Below are 19271 nucleotides of genomic sequence, written 5' to 3'. Positions count from 1 at the left end.
GACGATCAGGAGGGGACCGGATGCCAATCACAACCTGCATTTTCGATGCGTATGGAACGCTGTTCGACGTGGCCGCCGCCGCACGGCAAGCAGCCGGGGAACCGGGCTTTGAGAAACTGCGACAGAAATGGCCCGAACTGGCCAATCATTGGCGCCTGAAACAGCTGCAGTACACCTGGCTGCGCGCGGTTACAGACGCCCATTCGGATTTTTGGGATGTCACCCAAGATGGTCTCGACTGGGCGCTCGAGGCGACTGAGTTACACGGCGACGCCACCCTGCGGCAACGGTTGCTGGATCTCTACTGGGAATTGCAGGCTTATCCGGAAGTTCCGGAAATGCTGCGCGCATTGAAATCGGGTGGATTGCAAACAGCGATTTTGTCGAACGGCTCACCACCGATGCTGGACGGCGCGGTCCAGTCTGCGGGTATCGGAGATGTTTTGGACGATGTGTTGTCGGTGGAAAGCGTCGGCGTGTTCAAACCGGACTCGCGTGTCTATGACCTTGTACAAGAGCGTTTCCACTGCGCCCGCGACGAGGTGCTGTTCGTCAGTTCAAACGGCTGGGACGCGGCCGGTGCCAGCGGCTATGGCTTTGCAACCGCTTGGGTCAATCGCGCCGGGGAACCGATGGACCGCTTGCCATGGAAACCTGCGCATGTACTGTCCGACCTAACGACGATTCCGCAACTGGCTGGACTTTAATGGCATTTTTCACTTCGTCTGATGACAGGCGTCTTTTTTTCGAGGACACCGGCTCTGGTGCGCCTGTGCTTTGCCTTGCCGGGTTAACCCGCAACAGCAAGGATTTTTCGTTCCTCACGCCGCATCTGGGAGACATGCGGGTAATTGCGATGGATTACCGCGGTCGCGGACGCTCGGACCATGACCCGGACTTCATGAACTACAACGTCCTTCGCGAATCTCAAGACGCGATCGAGTTGCTGGACCATCTTGGTTTGGACCGTGTGAATGTCATCGGCACCTCGCGTGGGGGGCTGATTGCCATGGCGCTAGCCGCCAGCCGTCCCGAACGGTTGTTGAGCGTTGTTCTGAACGACGTCGGTCCGGTATTGGAACCATCGGGCATCGCCAAGATCATGGAATATGTCGGCAAGCAGCCCGTTTCCAAAACATATGATTTGGCGGCACGGGCGCTTCAGCACGTCATGGGCCCCCAATTTCCCGGCGTGTCACTAACGCGTTGGCGGCAGCAGGCCGAAGTCCAATTCGACGAAACGCCTGATGGCCTGACCCTCAGCTATGATCCAGCGCTGCGTACAGCGCTTCTGGAACAGGCTGCTGCAGGGCCCGCCCCAGACCTGTGGCCCCTTTTTCAAGCATTGCAGGGCCTTCCAACCGGCGTCATTCGCGGCGCAAATTCGGACATTTTGGGCAAAGACACGCTGACTGAAATGCACAACCGCCACCCTGCTCTTATATCGGCAGAAATACCCGACCGTGGTCATCCCCCGTTTCTGGATGAACCACAGTCGGTAGAACTCATTCGCGAGGTACTGGTCACCGCATGAGCACACTTGAAATGATCGAGGCCGCCGCCGAGCGCCTCAGAGGGCATGTTCGCGAGACACCGATTCTAACCTCGCCGTTTCTGGACGAAATCGCGGGCCGCCGCGTGCTGGTGAAACCCGAGTGCCTGCAACACACCGGCAGCTTCAAGTTTCGGGGCGCCTGGTCGGCAATTTCGGCGCTCAGCGACGCGCAACGACAACGCGGCGTGATTGCCTATTCTTCGGGCAATCACGCGCAGGGCGTGGCCTTTGCTGCAGCTCAACATGGGATTTCGTCGGTCATCGTCATGCCCTCTGACGCGCCGTTGCTAAAAATCAATAACACCCGGGCGCTGGGGGGCGAGGTCGTTCTGTATGACCGCGCGAACGAAAGCCGCGAAGAAATCGGCGAGGCACTGGCGTCCCAACGCAGCCTGACCCTGATCCGGCCTTACGACGAACCTCAGGTCATCGCAGGACAAGGCACAGTCGGGTTGGAGCTGGCCCGGCAGACGGCCGATTTGGGTATCGAAAAGGCAGATGTTCTGGTGTGCTGCGGCGGCGGTGGGTTGACCTCAGGCATTGCGCTGGCGCTGGAAGGCCACGCGCCGGGGCTGCGGGCCCGCCCGTGCGAACCTCAGGGGTTCGACGACGTCAAACGGTCTTTGGCCATGGGGCATATCCAAAGCAACAACGCCGCATCGGGCAATATTTGCGATGCTATCCTGACGCCGCAACCGGGCCAGATCACATTTCCGATTCTGAACCGGCTGTGCGGTCCGGGCTTGTCGGTGTCCGAGGAAGACGCGCTGCGCGCCATGGCGCATGCGTTTTTGCGCCTAAAGATCGTGCTGGAACCGGGCGGGGCAGTGTCGCTTGCCTCGGCCCTGTACCGCGCGGACGAAATTGAAGGCGATGCAGTGATCGTGGTAGCATCGGGTGGCAACGCCGACCCCGAAGTCTTTAGAAAAGCGCTGGAATACCTGACCTGACAAGTCGTTTAGGCTGGGGCAACCTAACATGTGGGCGTGTGACGCCAGGGGATTGAGTCGTGCAGATCGCAGACATTGGAAACGTTCAAATCCACTATCGTATCGATGGTGATCCAGCCGGCGCGCCAATTGTGTTTGCCAATTCTTTGGGAACCGATCTGCGGCTTTGGGACCATGTTTTGCCGCACCTGCCCGCAGGGCTGCGTGTGATCCGCTTTGACAAACGCGGGCACGGTCTTTCGTCACAACCCCCGGCCCCCTATTCGATGGGTGCGCTTGTGAGGGACGTGGAAGGATTACTTGATTTTCTTGAAGTGCGCGATTGTGTGTTTGTCGGCCTTTCGATCGGCGGGCTAATCGGGCAAGGGCTGGCTGTCAAACGTCTGGATCAGGTCCGCGCCTTAGTCCTGTCCAACACCGCAGCCAAGATCGGCATACCTTCGATCTGGCAGGACCGCATGGACGCGGTACAAAAGGACGGGATCGAGGCCCTGGCGGATGCAACCATGGAGCGCTGGTTCTCAAAGACGTTTCGCGCATCGCCCGAGCATCTGCTTTGGCGCAACATGATGGTGCGGCAGCCCGTCGACGGATATCTGGGTTGCTGCGCAGCAATCTCTGGCACGGATTTCTACACCCCGACCAGCGGCCTGCGCCTGCCAACCCTTGGCATCGCCGGCAGCGAGGACGGATCGACCCCACCGGATCTTGTGCGGGAAACCGTTGACCTGATCCCCGGCTCTCGGTTCGAGCTGATGCGACGCGCTGGGCACTTGCCTTGCGTAGAACAACCGGCAGAATACGCGGCATTGCTGCACAGCTTTCTGACCGAAATCGGACATGTTTGAAGGAGCCTTGGTTTGGCCGATCTTCTGTTAGTCCATGGGTCCTGCCACGGTGCCTGGTGTTGGCGCGACCTTATCCCGGCGTTGGAAGCGCTGGGGCACGAGGTACGCGCCATTGACATGCCCAGTCACGGCTCGGATCCGACGCCCGTTGCCGATGTGACGTTAGACAGCTGTCGCGACGCGATTTTGGATACGACCTCGCCCAATACAATCATTGTCGGTCATTCCTGGGGTGGCTACCCGATCAGTGCCGCGGCCGAAGCCGCGCCGGATGCCATGCGCGCCCTTGTTTTTCTTGCCGCCTACGTCCCGCAGGATGGTCTTTCGATGGTGGAAATGCGCAAACGGTCGCCCCGGCAGACAATCCATGATGCGGTCGAAAAATCAACCGATGGCCTCTCGTATACGGTTACACCAAGCAAGGTGCATGACCTGTTCTACCACGACTGCCCACCCGAAACCGTGCCATTCGCGTTTGCGCGCTTGTGCCCGCAAGCCATCGCACCGCAGGACACCCCCCTGCCCCTGACCGGCAATTTCGACCGGGTTCCCAAGGCATATATCCGGACAACCGGTGACCGGACGATCCCGACCGAATACCAGGAACAGATGAGCCGCAGCGCCCCCGAGGCGATGCGTCATACGATTGACACGTCGCATTCCCCGTTCTTTGCACAACCGCAAAAACTAGCTGAATTGTTGGACAAAATCGCAAAGGACCTGCCTGGATCACAAGTCTGAGCGTGTCCCTTTCAACCTTCATTTTCTGCGGGTAAGGTCCGCCCAAATTATCATCCTTGCGGTACAAATGCGTCTTCCGTTTTTCTTCGTCCTTCTCACGGTCATGATCGACGCCATGGGCATCGGCCTTGTCTTGCCTATCATGCCGGAACTGATCGTCGAGGTTCAGGGCGGCACGTTGGCGACGGCTGCGATCTGGGGTGGCATCCTCAGCACCGCGTTTGCTGCAATGCAATTCGTGTTCGGCCCGGTTCTAGGCAACATTTCAGATGCATATGGGCGACGGACGGTCTTGCTGGTCTCGCTGTTCGTCATGTCACTGGATTACGTCGTCATGGCGCTTGCAGGCAGCATCTGGTTACTGTTGGTTGGCCGCATCGTCGGAGGCATTACAGCGGCCACGCATGCGACGGCAGCAGCCTTTATGGCGGATGTGTCCAAACCTCATGAAAAAGCAGCGAATTTCGGTTTGCTGGGTGCCGCGTTTGGGGTGGGGTTTGTGTTCGGTCCGGTGCTTGGCGGGCTACTGAGCGAATATGGTACGCGTGCGCCGTTTTGGGCGGCAGCTGGTTTGTCTGCTCTGGCCTTTGTTATCGGTGTTTTCGTCATGCCCGAGACGGTCACCGACAAGACGCGCCGGGCCTTCAGCCTGCGGCGCGCAAACCCAGTGAACTCGCTGCGCGCGATTGCGTCGTTGCCCGGTATCCGGCCGATGCTGTGGGTCTATCTCCTGTATTCCATCTCGATATATGTCTACCCGGCAATTTGGGCGTATTTCACAACCGAACGGTTCGGCTGGTCACCACAAATGATCGGCCTGTCACTGGGCGTCTACGGGATCGGCATGGCGGCTGTCCAGGGCGGTCTGATCCGTCCCGCAACCAAGTATTTGGGGGAACGCGTCACAATCATCTACGGCATGGGGTTCGAGCTGTTTAGCTTTTTTCTTCTGGCCTTCCTGACCAATGGGATCATTGCCTTGATGCTGATCCCGATCACCGCCATCGGAGCGGTTGTGACCCCTGCCCTGCAGGCCCTGATGTCGCGCAAGACGCCCGACTCGCAACAGGGTGAACTGCAGGGTGTACTGACATCCTTGCACGCTTTGTCGATGGTCATCGCACCGTTGCTCATGACCAGCGTGTTCGCTCAGTTCATTAAGCCCGACGCGGCGATCTACTTGCCAGGCGCACCATTCCTCTTGGCATTCGTCATGATGGTGATCTGTCTTCTTGTGTTTTCCCGTTCACGTGGGGTCATGGCATAACTACGACATCCCTTTGACAGATTCCGCCTTGCAGCGTCCCCATAAGCGCGCCACCGTAGCGCAAAGTGAGAGAGGGACAGCATGCAAACCATCAAAGCCGCCGTTTGCCGGGCGTTCGGTGAACCTCTGGTCATCGAAGACATTCAAATCGCACCACCAAAGTCAGATGAGGTCGAGGTGACCTTGGATGCAGTGGCAATTTGCCATTCGGACATATCATATGCCAGCGGCGCATGGGGTGGGCACCTGCCTGCTGTCTATGGGCACGAGGCTGCGGGAATCATTACTGCTGTTGGCGACTCGACTGGTGGATTTGAGGTTGGGGACCCGGTTGTCGTCACCCTGATCCGGGCATGCGGCTCGTGCCCGTCGTGCGCGGGGGGAAAGCCAACTGTCTGCGAAACGCCTTATGACACGGTCAAAGGACCTTTGAGCACGGCAGACGGCGGACCGCTGGAACAAGCAATGGCCTGTGGTGCATTTTCCGAAAAGGTTGTGGTCAGCCACCGACAGATCGTCAAAATTCCGCACTCTATGCCCAAAGACGTCGCCAGCCTGCTGTCCTGCGGAGTGATCACGGGCGTCGGTGCCGCCGTCAATGCCGCCGGGCTGCGTCCCGGACAGGACGTGGTCGTGATCGGCGCGGGTGGCGTTGGGCTGAATGCGATCCAGGGTGCGCGGATCGCAGGGGCGCGCCGCATCGTGGCCGTGGACATGACCGAAGAGAAGTTGGCTATCGCCAAGGAATTTGGTGCAACCCATGGCGTATTGGCCGATCAGAAAGCCCCCTGGAAGGCCGCTTACAAAGCGCTTGGTGGTCGTGGCGCAGACGCTGTCTTGATTACTGTCGGCGCAATCCCTGCCTATGATCAGGCCCCTCGTTACTTGGGCCCCGGTGGCAAGGCGATTATGATCGGGATGCCGCATTCCGGGGATATGGCAAGTTACGAACCGGTTGTTCTGGCTGCACTGGGTCAGGGTTTGATCGGATCAAAAATGGGCGATGTTGTCATTCAGCGGGATATTCCATGGATGATCGACCTCTATGATCAGGGACGCCTGAAACTGGATGAACTGATTTCGGGCCGGTGGTCGCTATCGCAGATCAACGAAGCGATCGAGGACACCAAAACCGGATCTGCCAAGCGAAACGTGATCGTTTTCGACAGGGCTTAACCCAGCAGGGCAGGAGATCACCTGATGAAGCTGCAAGACCTCGACATCATCGTTACAGCCCCTCCTGCGCCTGGTTGGGGCGGGCGGTATTGGATACTGGTCAAAGTCACGACCGATACCCGGATCACTGGCTGGGGCGAATGCTATGCATCCTCAGTTGGTCCCGAGGCAATGCGCCATGTCATTCAGGACGTGTTCGAACGGCACATGCAGGGCGAGAACCCCGAAAACATCGAACTGATGTTCCGCCGAACATACTCCAGTGGATTTACACAGCGTCCTGATCTGACGGTCATGGGCGCCTTTTCCGGACTGGAAATCGCGTGTTGGGATATTCTGGGCAAGGATCGCGATCGCCCGGTCTATGCCTTGCTAGGGGGATTGGTGAACGAACGCATAAGGGCCTACACCTATCTGTACCCCCTGCCCCAACATAACCTGAACGATTTCTGGACGTCGCCTGAACAAGCTGGCGAATGTGCCGCCGAAATGGTCCGGCGCGGGTTCACAGCCGTCAAGTTTGACCCCGCCGGGCCTTACACTGTTCGGGGCGGGCACATGCCTGCGATGTCTGATATCTCGATGTCTGTGGCGTTCTGCAAAGCGATCCGAGAGGCCGTGGGTGACAAAGCCGATCTACTGTTTGGCACCCACGGCCAGTTCAACACCGCGGGCGCAATTCGTCTGGGTCAAGCACTCGAGCCCTATTCACCGCTTTGGTTCGAGGAACCCACCCCCCCCGACATGATCGAAGACATGGCTCGTGTCGCGCGAAATGTTCGGATTCCGGTCGCGACCGGTGAACGCATGACCACTAAGGCCGAATTCGCGGCCGTTTTGCGGGCTGGGGCGGCAGAAATCCTTCAACCCGCGCTGGGTCGTGCCGGCGGGATTTGGGAGATGAAGAAGGTGGCCGCTATCGCTGAAGTCTTCAACGCCCAGATGGCCCCACATTTGTATGCCGGGCCAGTTGAATGGGCAGCGAATATTCATTTGGCCGCCTCCATCCCCAACCTGCTGCTGCTTGAGACCATAGACACGCCGTTCCACGATCGACTCATCAACAGCTCATTGCAGGTTGAGGCCGGATTTGTCCCTGCGCCGACCGCACCCGGCCTTGGCATCGAGGTGAACGAAGATCTTGCCCGGGCGCACCCTTTCAACGGTGATGGCCTGCATCTGCAGATGCAGGAAGAGCCCTGTGATTACGTGAACGGAAACGCCTTTCAAGGTGGTGCCCCTGCAACCGAGGGGTGACAACCCAATAGGTCTTGGGGCACATTGACCCAACCAATAGGTGTTAAACAGGCCACACGTGACACTTGAAGACGACCAAACCGAACAAACCGAAGCCGCGCTATCTGAAATGAAAGAAAGCGCGGCTCGGGCCTCTGCATTTCTGAAAACGCTCGCGCATGAGGGGCGGTTGATGATCCTGTGCCATCTGGCCGACGGCGAAAAATCCGTGGGTGAATTGGAGGCCTTGTTGCGTATCCGTCAAGCTGCGGTCAGTCAGATGCTGGCACGCCTGCGCGCTGAAAACATTGTTGCAACGCGCAGGGACGGAAAATCCATCTATTACTCGCTGAACAACGACGGCGCGGCGCAGGTGATTGCTGTTCTTTACGATATGTTCTGCAGCCCCGATAGCGAATAACGCTTAGTTCGATACGTAGCCCGCGATCACCTGCAACAGTTTGAACGCGGTTGCGGCGTCGTTTTCGACCACGGCCAGGAATTCCTCTTCACCAATACGCAGGCACGACAGTTCCGTCTCGGCGATCATGCTCAGCGCCCGAGGTTCCTTGCGGATCAGGCCCAACTCTCCGACCAGGGCACCGGGGCCGACCGTGGCAATCAACTGATCCACTCCGTCAGTTTGCGGAAGGTACAACCCGGCCTCCCCGTCCAGCACCACATAGGCACCGTCGGTTGGCTGATCGTCTTTAAGGAAAACAACCTCTCCTGCTTTGGCATCGAACCAGCGCGCGCCAAAGGCCAGCAGGCGCAGCTGTCGGCGGTCCAGCCCGGAAAACAGCGGTGTCTGTTCCAGTGCGCGCAGCTTGCGCGAAAGGTCAGCCGAGGCGGCACTGTCTTCTTCCACGTCCGCAGGTCCTTCATCCGAGACGACCCGACCTTGCCTGATTTCCACATACATGTCGAACACGCTCGGGTTTTCGAACTGGTCGTTCAGGTAGATCACCGTGGTATCCGGCAGCAGAGCGCGTAGATTTTTGTACACGGCCACTTTCGAGGCCATGTCATAACTGGCCAACGCGTCCTCTAGGATCAGAATATCCGGTTTCTTGATCGTCGCGCGCGTAAAGGACAGAGGTTCAGCAAAGACCGCTGGCAGGTTTTGGCCGCCAAGCGCCACCGGCACGTCATAGATCAGCTCAACCACCAACGGGCGCGCACCATTTTCGTTCAATACATCCACGATCAGTTTGCGCGCCTCGTCCGAACGGGCGCCACCGATCTGACTGACCTTTCCAAACAGGGCGTTCTCCAGAACTGTCAATCCCGGCGCAAATTTTGATTTGTCCAAAGGCACAAATACATCCAGCAACCGCTCCAGCAGCTTTTCGGAATGGCTATGCCGCAGCTCAAGAATGCGGTCCTTGAGGTCGTCGGTGAAGGCTGGTCCGATCTGTTCCGCCGAAATCACAAACGGAACGGCCAGCAGGTTGGCCAGCTGTTCATCATTCAGGCCCGATACGCCCTCGTTCCGGGTCTTTTCGACAAGCTCGACCGCAGCCTCGTACGTTTGCGCCTCTAGTCCCAGTTTGCGAAACAGCGGGTGATCGGTGCCGTCCAGGCCGAAAATCTGGCGCAGCATCTCAATCACATCGCGTGTCAGGCTCACCAGTGTTTCGTCCAGACCAAATTCGCGCAACTGCTCAAGGAACACGGTCTGCTGCGCCAAAAGCTCTTGTGTGACGGGGACTTTGGGGGTGGCGAACAACAAGTTCTCCGCAACCGGCAAGGCAGGGTTATAGCGATTGCGGTCAAAGATCAGAGCCTGTTGCTCTAGCCCTGTTGCTTTCACCGCATCCTGAACCAAAGGTCGCAGTTCGACCAGTTTGTCGGCCAGCTCGGGATGCTCGGCGGCATCGAAGACCTGTTCGGCCCCGCGCAAAAACAGCGCGGCGCCGGAACCCATCCCGTCAATCAGTTTCAACCACCAGTCGCGCACCTCTTCAGCGCTGTCCAATCCCGCAGTCGTCGGGTCCAGCCAGTTTGCCTTGAAGGGGTCCGGGCTATTGCCCGCCCGCAGCGTCTCATCATATCCGGGGTCGTTTGTTTCGGTTGTTTGCGGCTTGAACCGCATCGGCATCATGACGTTGTCGCCCAGCGTTCCCTGGAACATCACAGGCCGTGACGAAGCATACCCAATACGGGCGGCCACGACGCTTTGATGCAGCTCTGACAAACGGATACCACCGATCTGCACCCGGCCCGAGCTGGGCAGAATTTCCCGTGTCAGCAACTCGGCCATCGCGCGGCGATCTTCTTCGCTGGGGGCCGCGATCCCGATGATTTTCCCGCTGGGAAAGGACAGGTTCAAATCATCCAGAACCTGGTTACCGTCCATATCGCGGACCGAAACATGGTCGAGCACGATGTCACCGTTCAGCCTTGGCGTAGCCTCGGGTTCGCCATCGAACAGTTTCTCGTCATGCATTCCGGAAGGTGCAAACCGTTCCGTCACCACGTCCCAGCGCAGCGACATGTCCTGTGTCTGGTTATAATAGGTCAGTAGTTCCTTCCACGGTGAGCTGAGATCCTTATACGCGGCCAGCGCCGCGACCAATGCACCCAGCGAAACCGACCCCTGCAGGACCAGAAGACCGCCAACCAAATAGAACAGGAACGGCGTCAGCTGCGAGATGAAGTTGTTTATGAATTTCATAAAGAACTTCTTCTGGTAGATCTCGAACCGGATACCAAAAAGGCGCCCCAGCTGCTCAGACACCATCGCCCGGCGGTATCGCCACCCACCATTGGCTCGCAACGTGGACGCGCCCGCCGCGTTCTCGCCGATCTGGGCGGCCAGCAGACGAACCTCTTGAATGCGTTTTTTGTTCAGAAGGTTGATCTGACGCTGCAGTTTCGGAATCAGCCAGGCTTGCAGAGGGATCAGCGCGACTGCCGCCAGCCCAAACCAGAAGCTTTGCAGAAACAGGAAGGACAGGATGGTGATCATCTGACCCGCCTGCAAAACCGGTTGGCTGATCGCGTCCCCCATGAGCCCGCCCATCGGCTCGCTTTCGGCGGTGACCATCGACACCAGCTCACCTTGGCTGACGCGTTCGAAATAGGGTTGAGGGAAACGCAACGCGCGGCTGATCAGCACGTACCGGAACCGGCGCAACATACGCTCGCTCAGCACGCCTTTCATTGTGTTGATGCGCATTTTCATCAGTCCATGCGCCAGCACCGCGATCAGAAACCCGATACACAGAATGATGAGGAATGTCGTCTGAGGCAGGCTATAACCCCAGACATCTACAACCGGGCTGGCCGCGCCAATCGCATCGTTGATGATGCGTTTGGGAAGTTCGAGCGTCAGATAGAGAAGTGGAAACAGCGTGGACGTCACGGCCAGAAGAATCAACTGGTCGCGCTTCGAGTATTTCCAAATAAACTGGAAAATTGAACGTTCTATGGAACCTGCCCCTACTACGGATCACTGAAACAGTCTTGACGAAAGTGCAGTAAATCCAACACTGTGAATTTACGTTAGTCCAGCCAAAAGAGGCAAATAGTTTCCAGTTTGAACAGTTAATTGCCAAGTGTGAACAAGTTCATTTGCGCAACCACAGATTAGTGCCTAGACTCTGTCTGGGACGATATCGGGAGGACTCATTTGACTGCCAGTATAGGCGCAGTGCTATTGATGCTCTGCTTGTTGCAGATCAAACATATGTTTGCGGATTTTTTTCTCCAGACTCCTAAAATGTTGGCAGGGCGCGGTGAGTATTTTCACGCGGGCCGCGCGCAGCATGCGGGTGTGCATGTCATCGGGTCAGTGATCGTCTTTTTGATTTTTGGCGCGCCATGGTCGTTCATTCTGATCATTGCGGCGCTGGAATGGATTGTTCATTTCAATATTGATTTTGCCAAGGCCAGCTATTCGGACAAAAAACAACTGATGCCGACGCAAGCCGCGTTTTGGCGGGCTGCGGGTCTGGACCAGTGCCTGCACAACCTGACATACATCGCCATGGTTTGGGCCTGGGCTGAATTCGCGACCTGATCAGCGATTGCTTCAGGCGACGTTTTCCAGGGATTGCGGACAATACGCGTCCAGCCACATTCGATCCAATTGGTCGATTCTAGCGGCATCGAAACGTTCTTCTTCCTCCCAATAGCGACCAGACGAAACGAAGTAATTCAACTGTGCCTCTGCCTGCAGTGCCGCTTGCATACCCTTTGTCGAAAGCAGCCTGTCAGACATTAGGGTGTCAGTCGTCACCGAAGGAAAAACCAGCCGGCTTTCACCCTGCGACAGTCGAACCACGCGGCAGTTCTGCGCGGCACCGAACAAAGCCAACCGGGCGGATTTTGCCTCGAGCGATCGCAGCGTCACATCAGCGCGCAAAGGGTCGGCTGCTCCGTTGCCGTAAAAATGGGTCTTGCCGGAATTCGGGTAAATCATGTCACAGCCAAAAAAGGCCAAGACGGCTGGCTGCAGCGCGGCCAAGGCCCAGTAACCAGCCGTAAACGCCATCGTGCCACCGGCATAAACAAATCCGCCAAACTTGTTTTGATGCGGAACGTATTCATCCGCCTCGACGATGCTTTGGCTGCGGACCAGTTCGTCCGGACGATTGCAGATAGGGAAGTCCTCAGGATGGATGAGAAAATCCCAATCGTCGCGGATACGCCAGGCGTTGTTGATTGCAACGATGTGGGTAAACGGATCCCTCGACCACTCCCGAGCTGCAGCGGCGGCCGGTGCACTTCCAAGAATCAAAACGCGATGCGTCGGTTCGGCCATTCTGGGCCCTGCCCTTTTCCAGTTCCCCGGAAGGATAGGGCGATTTTTTTCTTTAACTACCCCAGTACAGAAAAACTGCTTTCTTCGTTGATCGGGCGCTTGCGGGAATAGAACCCGACATCAATGCTCCGCCCGATATAGGGAAGTTCGTATTGCAGCGGCTGCGCATCGTGATCCGCGCCGCCTTCACAATACGCGATCAGGGCCGTCATCATCTTGCCTGCGATCGGCGCGTTCTTGTACTGGTTCCCACTGGTCCCGCAGGCCATGTAGAACCCCGGCAGGCTGGATTTGTCATATATCGGAATCCAGTCTGTGGATGCGTCATACAGGTCCACAACTCCGCGCGTTTTGGACGGGATGCCAAGACTTGGGACGCGCTGCGCGTATCGCATGGCCTGCGTTGTCCACTGGTCGGTGAAATCGTGGTTGTAATCCACATCATCCTCACACCACTGATGCGGGTCACATTCCGGATCTTCCGAGCCAATTAGAATGTGGTTGCCGTGCTCGGGTCGACAGTAGCAGGCAATATCGCTGTCCGAGACAATCGTTCCGTCGTTTTCGAAATCAAACCCCTCGGGTGCGGGGACGTGCACAACCTCTTGCCGCAACGGGCGGGTTTCGATCGTCATATCATCCAGGACACCCGCCATCTTGTTGATGATCGCTGAGCCGGGGCCCGCGACGTTCACGACGACTTTTGCGTGGATTTCTTCGCCCGAGACAAGTTTAACACCCGAAACCCGACCGTCGCTGGACAATACCTCGACCACTTCGGCACCAGTGCGCACTTCTGCGCCATGCAGCTTGGCAGCATCCATCAAGTTCTGCGCGGACAAAGCCGGGTCCGTGACATATCCCGCCTGCGGCCAGAACACGCCGCCCTGCATCTTGCGCCCGTTCGGATGCCCGAATTCCGGATCATCCATCCGGCGCGCCGGCGCGAAACTGTCCTGCGAGTAGATCGGCAAGCGCTCACCGACTTTATCTGATGACCATTCTTCGAACGGGCAATCCAGATCGGCGCTGTTCTTCATGTGCTTTTCAAGCAAGCCATTGGCATCGGTCTTCATCACCAGACAGCCGGTCTCGCGGAATTGCGCCAGATTAGCATCCTCGGGCAGGCCGAGGTAGTCCGCCCAATCGCGCCAATAGTGGTAACCTTCCCACGCAAACGCCGTTCCATCGAAGGTCGAATAGTGCATCCGAATAATAGCACATGACCCCGCGGTCGAACCGTGGCCAACCTGACTGTTTCGGTCCAGCGACAAGGTTTTCCAGCCTGCTTTGGCCATTTCAAAGGCGATGGCCGCGCCGATCACACCTGTTCCGATGATGATTGCGTCAGGTTGACTCATGAGGCTTCTCCCTTCCAATAGCGCATTGAATAGGCGCTGAATTCTTCGACTTCTTCGGTCTTGGGCTCAACCCCGGTGAAGACATAAAGGTAATGCGGAACCATTGCGATCCGCGTGGACATTGGCTCGTTCAGCTGTGCCAGATCATAACCGATCTGCATATAGTACAGCACGCGGGCACGCGTTTCGGCCTCGACTTCGGAATAGCCATAGCGCGCGAACATGGCGTGAAGCGCTTCGAGCCTGCGCGCATCCGATTGATCAAGCGCCCGGCGCACTTTGCCTGATTTGCGCGCCCAATCCCGGACGGCAAAATCCAACGCGGTATCGAACAGTTCAGTATTCACCACGCAACGATGTACGTTGCAAACGGCTGCGGTTATCGTATCCGCCGTGGCCTTGGCCTGCGCGATCAAAGCCGCTGTATTCGTCGCATGCCAGCGCGCCAGCAGGGCGTCCAAAAGCTCTTGCCGGGATTTGAAATACCAATAGAAGGACGACCGCGACACGGCCATTCGTTCAGCCAGGTTCAGGACCTTGATTTGGTCCACACCGTCCGAGATCAGGACATCCATAGCCACGTTCAGCCAGTCGTCACGCGTGACCTTGATATTGCCGACCAACGGCTCAGCTTCGGGGTCGTCCCTGTGCAGGATGGGCTTGGTACTCATTCAACTCTCCGGCGGAGCGCCGCCCTCAGCGGTACGGCGCGCAATGAACTCATGCAAGGCACCCATGCGGTCGCTGTCACATGAAGGCGCTTTGAAGTCAGACAGAATACTCTTCCAAACCGCGGTCGCGCGATGATTGGCATCCATCGATCCGCGCTCTGTCCAGGTTCCGAAATTTGCGTAACCGTGCAAATGCGGTTCATAGAATTCGGTGTTGTACCGCTCCATCGTCTGGCTTGAGGCAAAGAAGTGCCCGCTGGGTTCGACTTCGCTCAGGGCGGTGTCGAAACCGATCTCGGCTGTACCTGCCTGCGCCCCTGCACAAAGCTCGGCCACCATGTTCAGGACCTCGGCGTCACAGATCATTTTCTCAAAAGAAACGGTTAAGCCACCCTCCAGCCAACCGGCCGAGTGAATGATTACCGTCGCCCCTGCCATCAGACAGCCCCAAAGACCAAACTGGTTTTCATTCGCTGCTTGAACATCGTTGATGTTCGACGCTGATCCGGCAGCCGACCGCCAAGGTAGGCCCAGATGCCGGGCCAACTGGCCTGCGGCAAGCGAAGCCTGGAAGTGTGAGGGTGTTCCAAATGCAGGCGCACCCGATTTCATGTCCACGTTGCTGGTGAACGTGCCATAGCAAACCGGCGCTCCTGACCTGGCCAGCTGGGTCAGTGTCAACGCCGCCAACGCCTCGGCATGCGAAAGTGTGATCGCGCCGGCCACGGTGATCGGGGCCATTGCACCCATCAGCGTAAACGGCGTGATGATCGACATCTGTCCATTGCGGGCGAAATCTATCAGCCCTTGCGCCATCGGTATGTCCAGCGTGCGCGGGCTGTTCGTATTGATGATCGTGTAGCAATGTGCGCCCGCCTGAAACTCATCGTCCGACAGGCCCCGTGCGATGGATAGCATTTCAAAGCAATCCATCACCTGCGGCGTCCCGCGTGAGAAAAAGAACGGGAACTTGTCCGTCAGTTCCATCTGCGCCTTCGTCGTAAAATAGTGGCGCAGATGGGTCGGCACGTCCTGAGGCTCGACCTGAGGCGAGATCATCTGGAACACATCGAAATGGTGCGTCAGCTTGAGGAACTCCAGATAGTCCTGTCCAGTGGCCGGGCGACGCCCGCGTTCAAGGTCCGTCGCGTTCGGTGCCCCCGCCCCCGGTTGAAACACCAGGCTGCCCAGCTCAAGTGTGAAGTCCCTGTGCCGCGTGCCAGCATTGCACGCAATCGACTTTGGCGCCGATGCGACGGCCGCCTCAACAATGTCGCGGCCGATGAAGACCATCTCGGTATCTTCATCTACACGCGCGCCAGCCTTTTCAAATATGCGCCGCGCTTCAGGCAACAGACATTTGACCCCTAGCTCTTGCAGTGTCCGCAGTGCTGTCTCGTGCATTTCCGCAATCTGATCCGCCGGGAACACCTCCATCAAAGGAAACGGATTTTTGAGTTGTCGGTAGTTCACATCGCGTGTCGGGCCACTGGCGACATCGGCTCCACGTCCGCGCCTTCGTCGCCCGCGTTCAGGTGTTTGCGACATCATCGTCAGCCCCTCATCGCTTTGCCTTGAGGATCGTAAGGCGAAGGTGCGATGACCCGCGCCGAGCGCTCAACGCCAACTACGTGCACCGACAATTCTGTCCCCGGCTCGGCCTTTTCGCGGTTGACTAACGCCATTGCCAGCGACTTTCCAGTGTAGTGTCCATACCCGCCCGAAGTGACGAAGCCCACGCGCTCATCGCCTGCCCAAACGGGTTCGTATCCGCTGGCGTCCGCATCATCGGCGTCCACTTCCAGTGTCACCTGTATCTGCGCCGGACCGTTTCCGTCGCGCTCAGCCAGAGCGGCCTCTTTGCCGACAAAGTTTTTGTCCCAATCGATCCAGCGATCCATGCCGGTCATTCCCGGGGTGTAAAGCTGCGTGAACTCTGCCGACCAGATGCCAAAGCTTTTTTCAAGCCGCGTTGAAAGCATCGCGTTGAAACCGCACTCGCGAATGCCCTCTTCGGCACCGGCCTCCAGCAACATGCGGCGCAGCTTGATGTGGTCACCGTAGCGGCAGTTGATCTCATACCCTTTCTCGCCGGTCACCGACATACGCGCGACGCGCGCGCGGACCAACCCGATGTCAAAATCTCCACAGCCCATGAATTTCAGACCCGAGATGTCCTGTTCAGCCAACTTTTCGACCACGGCTTGCGACTTGGGACCAACCACCGCGAACCCGCAATATTCCTCGCCCAGATCCCGGACAGTAACGCCGTCGATTATGTGATCGTCAAACCAGCGCATGTGCCAAGCCCGCAGGTAATAGCTGCCCATGATCCACCAGGTACCATCGCCCCAGTTCAGAACGGTCAAGTCCCCCTTTAGCCGCCCATTTTCACCCAGCATAGGCGCCAGCTTTGCGCGACCCGGCGCAGGTAGTTTCGAGGCCATGACTTTATCGAGCCACACTTCTGCATTTGGTCCCGAGACCTCAAACCGGGAGAATCCCGAGATATCCATCAAGCCAACGCCTTCGCGGATTACCTTGCATTCGTCAGCTACGATATCGTGCGCATTTGACCGCTTGAGCGTCGGTGTTTCCTCGAACCCTTTCGGCGCGAAATACAGCGGCACTTCAAGATCCCAGCTGACGCCCCATTTGCAGCCCGCATCCGTCATCGCGTCATGCGCCGGGGCCATCTTTAACGGTCGGCCCGCAGGCAATTGCTCGTTCGGGTAGGTCATAACAAAGCGACGGGAATAAAACTGGCCAGTGGTTTCACGGATGTATCGCTTGTTCTGTGCAAAATCGCCAAAGCGTGCCACATCCATCGGCCAGGCATCCGCCTCGGGCTCGCCATGGATCATCCATTCGGCCAGCGTCTTGCCGACGCCGCCGCCCTGCAGGAAACCTGCCATCACCGCACAGGCTGACCAATAGCCGCGCTTGCCCGGCACCGGACCGACCAGCGGGTTGCCATCGGGGGCAAAGGTGAAGGCACCGTTTACCCAAGTCTTGATGCCCACGTTCTGAACCGACGGGTAACGTTCAAAGCCTAGCATCAGCTCATTCTCGATCCGATCAAGCTGTTCCTGAAACAGCTCTTCACCATAGTTCCACGGCGCGCCGTCCATCGCCCAATGTTCATGATCGACCTCATAGATCCCGACCAGAACGCCTTTTTGGTCCTGCCGCATATAGGTGAACCCTTCGAGGTCAACGGTCATTGGCATCTCGAATTCGGCCTCAGCGACCTCAGGCACAGTATCGGTGATCAAGTAGTGGTGCTTCAGCGGAGACACAGGCAGCTCCACCCCCGCCATACGTCCCACTTGCTTGGCCCAAAGGCCAGCGGCGTTAACCACGTGTTCGCAAGTGATCGTGCCCTTGTCGGTGACAACCTGCCAGCCATCGTCGGTCTGGATCAGCTCCTCGACCTTGGTTTCCTCATAATACTCAGCACCGCGTTTCTTGGCCGCTGTTGCGTAAGCCTGCACCGTGCCGGTTGTGTCGATATAGCCCTCGCGGTCAGCCCACATCGCGCCCAATACGCCGTCGGTCGACATGATCGGGCAGCGCCTTTGCGCTTCTTCCGGAGAAAGCAATTCGCAGTCATCGATGCCAATGGACTGAAATATGCGATAGTTGGCTTGCAACCACTCCCACCGTTCCGGCGTACCGGCCAATGTCAGGCCACCAGTCATGTGCAACCCGATATTCTGGCCGGATTCCTTTTCGATCTCGCTGAGCAGGTCGATAGTATACGCCTGCAAGGATGCCATGTTTGGGTCCGCATTCAGAGCGTGAATGCCGCCAGCCGCATGCCAGGACGAGCCGGACGCCAGCCGCCGCCGTTCCAGCATAACCACATCCGTCCAGCCAAACTTGGCCAGATGATACAGAACCGAGGCGCCCACGACGCCGCCCCCGATGACCACAACGCGATACTGAGATTTCATCCTGCGCTCCCCTGTATGACTAAGGAAGGACGCTAGTGACACTGTTCACTTCTGTCTAGACATTTCTGTACAGTTCCGCGCAAGCGAAGAAACGGCCTCGGGCCAGCAGTTTCTAGAGCTGAGCGCTGGGACGGGATGCGACCTTGTCGAACCATGCCAAAGTGGCTGTATTTTCTTGTGGAATCCGTTTCTTGATCACGCGGGCAAAGTCCACAAAGACAAAGGTGGAAATGTCCGCGATGGTGAAGTCGGCACCTGCGATAAACGCACTTTCGCCCAGCCGCTGTTCGAGCAGCGAAAAGAAATGATCAACCCGCGCGGACCCTCGCTGAGCCAATTCCGGAATTTGCCGGTGATTCACCGGACCCGGAATCGCCCTGTCCGCAAAGGCCGGATGCGTGTTGCGCAAGGCCTCGGCAACAGGCATGCCGCCCTGTTGTTCGACAATGCTGTTCCACATCAGAACCTGTCCCTTTTCATCGGGTGTGCGCCCCAATAGCGATGGCTCGGGAAACCGCGCCTCAAGGTAAGCGGCGATCCCAAGATTCTCGGTTAGCGTGCTGCCCTCATCCGTCACCAACACGGGGACAGTTGCATTCGGGTTCACCGCGCGAAATTCGTCGCTGAGTTGCTCACCTTTGCCGATCGAGATTTCTCGGGTTTCGATATCCAAACCCTTTTCGGCAATGAACATGCGCGCGCGCCGCGGGTTGGGGGCCGTGGAACAATCATAGAAAAGCAT

17 protein-coding genes are annotated in these 19271 nt (G+C 57.8%); 10 read left to right on the top strand and 7 right to left on the bottom strand.

The features are described 5' to 3' along the window. The first annotated feature begins 20 nt into the window (after nt 1-20). The 9 genes from AC2FJC_RS15265 to AC2FJC_RS15225 all read left to right on the top strand — a co-directional run bounded on the left by AC2FJC_RS15265 (nt 21) and on the right by AC2FJC_RS15225 (nt 8194). On the top strand, nt 21-707 hold the full coding sequence (locus AC2FJC_RS15265) for a haloacid dehalogenase type II (protein ID WP_496740145.1): 687 nt from the start codon (nt 21-23) through the stop codon (nt 705-707). Beyond that, a complete protein-coding gene (locus tag AC2FJC_RS15260; protein WP_496740144.1) occupies nt 707-1534 on the top strand; it encodes an alpha/beta fold hydrolase in 828 nt (275 codons plus the stop codon). Before AC2FJC_RS15265 ends, AC2FJC_RS15260 begins: the two co-directional genes overlap by 1 nt. Next, a complete protein-coding gene (locus AC2FJC_RS15255) occupies nt 1531-2505 on the top strand; it encodes a threonine ammonia-lyase (protein ID WP_496740143.1) in 975 nt (324 codons plus the stop codon). The genes AC2FJC_RS15260 and AC2FJC_RS15255 overlap by 4 nt, the downstream gene beginning before the upstream one ends. A 59-nt stretch (nt 2506-2564) precedes the next feature. After that, nucleotides 2565-3353, top strand: coding sequence for a 3-oxoadipate enol-lactonase (pcaD, locus tag AC2FJC_RS15250; protein WP_496740142.1), 789 nt, complete (start codon nt 2565-2567; stop codon nt 3351-3353). Between the two features lie 12 nt (nt 3354-3365). Further along, nucleotides 3366-4094 (top strand): alpha/beta fold hydrolase, encoded by a 729-nt coding sequence (locus AC2FJC_RS15245; RefSeq protein WP_496740141.1) that lies wholly within the window; start codon nt 3366-3368, stop codon nt 4092-4094. A gap of 67 nt (nt 4095-4161) precedes the next feature. Continuing rightward, nucleotides 4162-5361, top strand: coding sequence for a TCR/Tet family MFS transporter (locus tag AC2FJC_RS15240; RefSeq protein WP_496740140.1), 1200 nt, complete (start codon nt 4162-4164; stop codon nt 5359-5361). Nucleotides 5362-5442: 81 nt separating this feature from the next. Then, complete coding sequence (locus AC2FJC_RS15235) at nt 5443-6537, top strand: Zn-dependent alcohol dehydrogenase (RefSeq protein ID WP_496740139.1); 1095 nt, start codon at nt 5443-5445, stop codon at nt 6535-6537. A 24-nt stretch (nt 6538-6561) separates the two neighbouring features. Further along, complete coding sequence (locus AC2FJC_RS15230) at nt 6562-7794, top strand: mandelate racemase/muconate lactonizing enzyme family protein (RefSeq protein ID WP_496740138.1); 1233 nt, start codon at nt 6562-6564, stop codon at nt 7792-7794. A gap of 109 nt (nt 7795-7903) precedes the next feature. Then, nucleotides 7904-8194: an ArsR/SmtB family transcription factor gene (locus AC2FJC_RS15225; RefSeq protein ID WP_058273231.1), complete on the top strand. Its 291-nt coding sequence runs from the start codon at nt 7904-7906 to the stop codon at nt 8192-8194. Nucleotides 8195-8197: 3 nt separating this feature from the next. On the opposite strand, the gene AC2FJC_RS15220 is transcribed toward AC2FJC_RS15225, so the two are convergent. Continuing rightward, nucleotides 8198-11194, bottom strand: a complete 2997-nt coding sequence (locus tag AC2FJC_RS15220) for a cyclic nucleotide-binding domain-containing protein (protein WP_496740214.1) — start codon at nt 11192-11194, stop codon at nt 8198-8200. A gap of 243 nt (nt 11195-11437) precedes the next feature. Here AC2FJC_RS15220 and AC2FJC_RS15215 point away from each other — a divergent pair, with 243 nt between their 5' ends. After that, nucleotides 11438-11797, top strand: coding sequence for a DUF3307 domain-containing protein (locus AC2FJC_RS15215; protein WP_496740213.1), 360 nt, complete (start codon nt 11438-11440; stop codon nt 11795-11797). A 12-nt stretch (nt 11798-11809) separates the two neighbouring features. Here AC2FJC_RS15215 and AC2FJC_RS15210 read toward each other — a convergent pair whose 3' ends face one another. The 6 genes from AC2FJC_RS15210 to AC2FJC_RS15185 form a co-directional block, all read right to left on the bottom strand. Then, complete coding sequence (locus tag AC2FJC_RS15210; protein ID WP_496740137.1) at nt 11810-12541, bottom strand: hypothetical protein; 732 nt, start codon at nt 12539-12541, stop codon at nt 11810-11812. Nucleotides 12542-12597: 56 nt separating this feature from the next. Next, nucleotides 12598-13902, bottom strand: coding sequence for an NAD(P)/FAD-dependent oxidoreductase (locus tag AC2FJC_RS15205; protein ID WP_496740136.1), 1305 nt, complete (start codon nt 13900-13902; stop codon nt 12598-12600). Continuing rightward, a complete protein-coding gene (locus AC2FJC_RS15200; protein WP_496740135.1) occupies nt 13899-14573 on the bottom strand; it encodes a TetR/AcrR family transcriptional regulator in 675 nt (224 codons plus the stop codon). The genes AC2FJC_RS15205 and AC2FJC_RS15200 overlap by 4 nt, the downstream gene beginning before the upstream one ends. Further along, entirely contained in the window at nt 14574-16124 is a 1551-nt protein-coding gene (locus tag AC2FJC_RS15195; protein ID WP_496740134.1) for a trimethylamine methyltransferase family protein, read from the bottom strand. Between the two features lie 2 nt (nt 16125-16126). Then, complete coding sequence (locus AC2FJC_RS15190; RefSeq protein WP_496740133.1) at nt 16127-18529, bottom strand: GcvT family protein; 2403 nt, start codon at nt 18527-18529, stop codon at nt 16127-16129. Between the two features lie 112 nt (nt 18530-18641). After that, complete coding sequence (locus tag AC2FJC_RS15185) at nt 18642-19271, bottom strand: glutathione S-transferase family protein (RefSeq protein ID WP_496735362.1); 630 nt, start codon at nt 19269-19271, stop codon at nt 18642-18644.

This window comes from Ruegeria sp. CDSB117 (genome assembly GCF_059611005.1).
The sequence above is the reverse complement of the archived record's forward strand: the minus strand, read 5'-3'. Positions and strand labels throughout refer to the sequence as shown.

Excerpts from the sequence above, each read along its gene's own strand:
- AC2FJC_RS15265 (WP_496740145.1), top strand. The coding sequence starts at position 21 with ATGCCAATCACAACCTGCATTTTCGATGCGTATGGAACGCTGTTCGAC.
- AC2FJC_RS15260 (WP_496740144.1), top strand. The coding sequence starts at position 707 with ATGGCATTTTTCACTTCGTCTGATGACAGGCGTCTTTTTTTCGAGGAC.
- AC2FJC_RS15255 (WP_496740143.1), top strand. The coding sequence starts at position 1,531 with ATGAGCACACTTGAAATGATCGAGGCCGCCGCCGAGCGCCTCAGAGGG.
- AC2FJC_RS15240 (WP_496740140.1), top strand. The coding sequence starts at position 4,162 with ATGCGTCTTCCGTTTTTCTTCGTCCTTCTCACGGTCATGATCGACGCC.
- AC2FJC_RS15235 (WP_496740139.1), top strand. The coding sequence starts at position 5,443 with ATGCAAACCATCAAAGCCGCCGTTTGCCGGGCGTTCGGTGAACCTCTG.
- AC2FJC_RS15230 (WP_496740138.1), top strand. The coding sequence starts at position 6,562 with ATGAAGCTGCAAGACCTCGACATCATCGTTACAGCCCCTCCTGCGCCT.
- AC2FJC_RS15225 (WP_058273231.1), top strand. The coding sequence starts at position 7,904 with ATGAAAGAAAGCGCGGCTCGGGCCTCTGCATTTCTGAAAACGCTCGCG.
- AC2FJC_RS15215 (WP_496740213.1), top strand. The coding sequence starts at position 11,438 with ATGCTCTGCTTGTTGCAGATCAAACATATGTTTGCGGATTTTTTTCTC.
- AC2FJC_RS15210 (WP_496740137.1), bottom strand. The coding sequence starts at position 12,541 with ATGGCCGAACCGACGCATCGCGTTTTGATTCTTGGAAGTGCACCGGCC.
- AC2FJC_RS15205 (WP_496740136.1), bottom strand. The coding sequence starts at position 13,902 with ATGAGTCAACCTGACGCAATCATCATCGGAACAGGTGTGATCGGCGCG.
- AC2FJC_RS15200 (WP_496740135.1), bottom strand. The coding sequence starts at position 14,573 with ATGAGTACCAAGCCCATCCTGCACAGGGACGACCCCGAAGCTGAGCCG.
- AC2FJC_RS15195 (WP_496740134.1), bottom strand. The coding sequence starts at position 16,124 with ATGATGTCGCAAACACCTGAACGCGGGCGACGAAGGCGCGGACGTGGA.
- AC2FJC_RS15190 (WP_496740133.1), bottom strand. The coding sequence starts at position 18,529 with ATGAAATCTCAGTATCGCGTTGTGGTCATCGGGGGCGGCGTCGTGGGC.
- AC2FJC_RS15185 (WP_496735362.1), bottom strand. The coding sequence starts at position 19,271 with ATGCTTTTCTATGATTGTTCCACGGCCCCCAACCCGCGGCGCGCGCGC.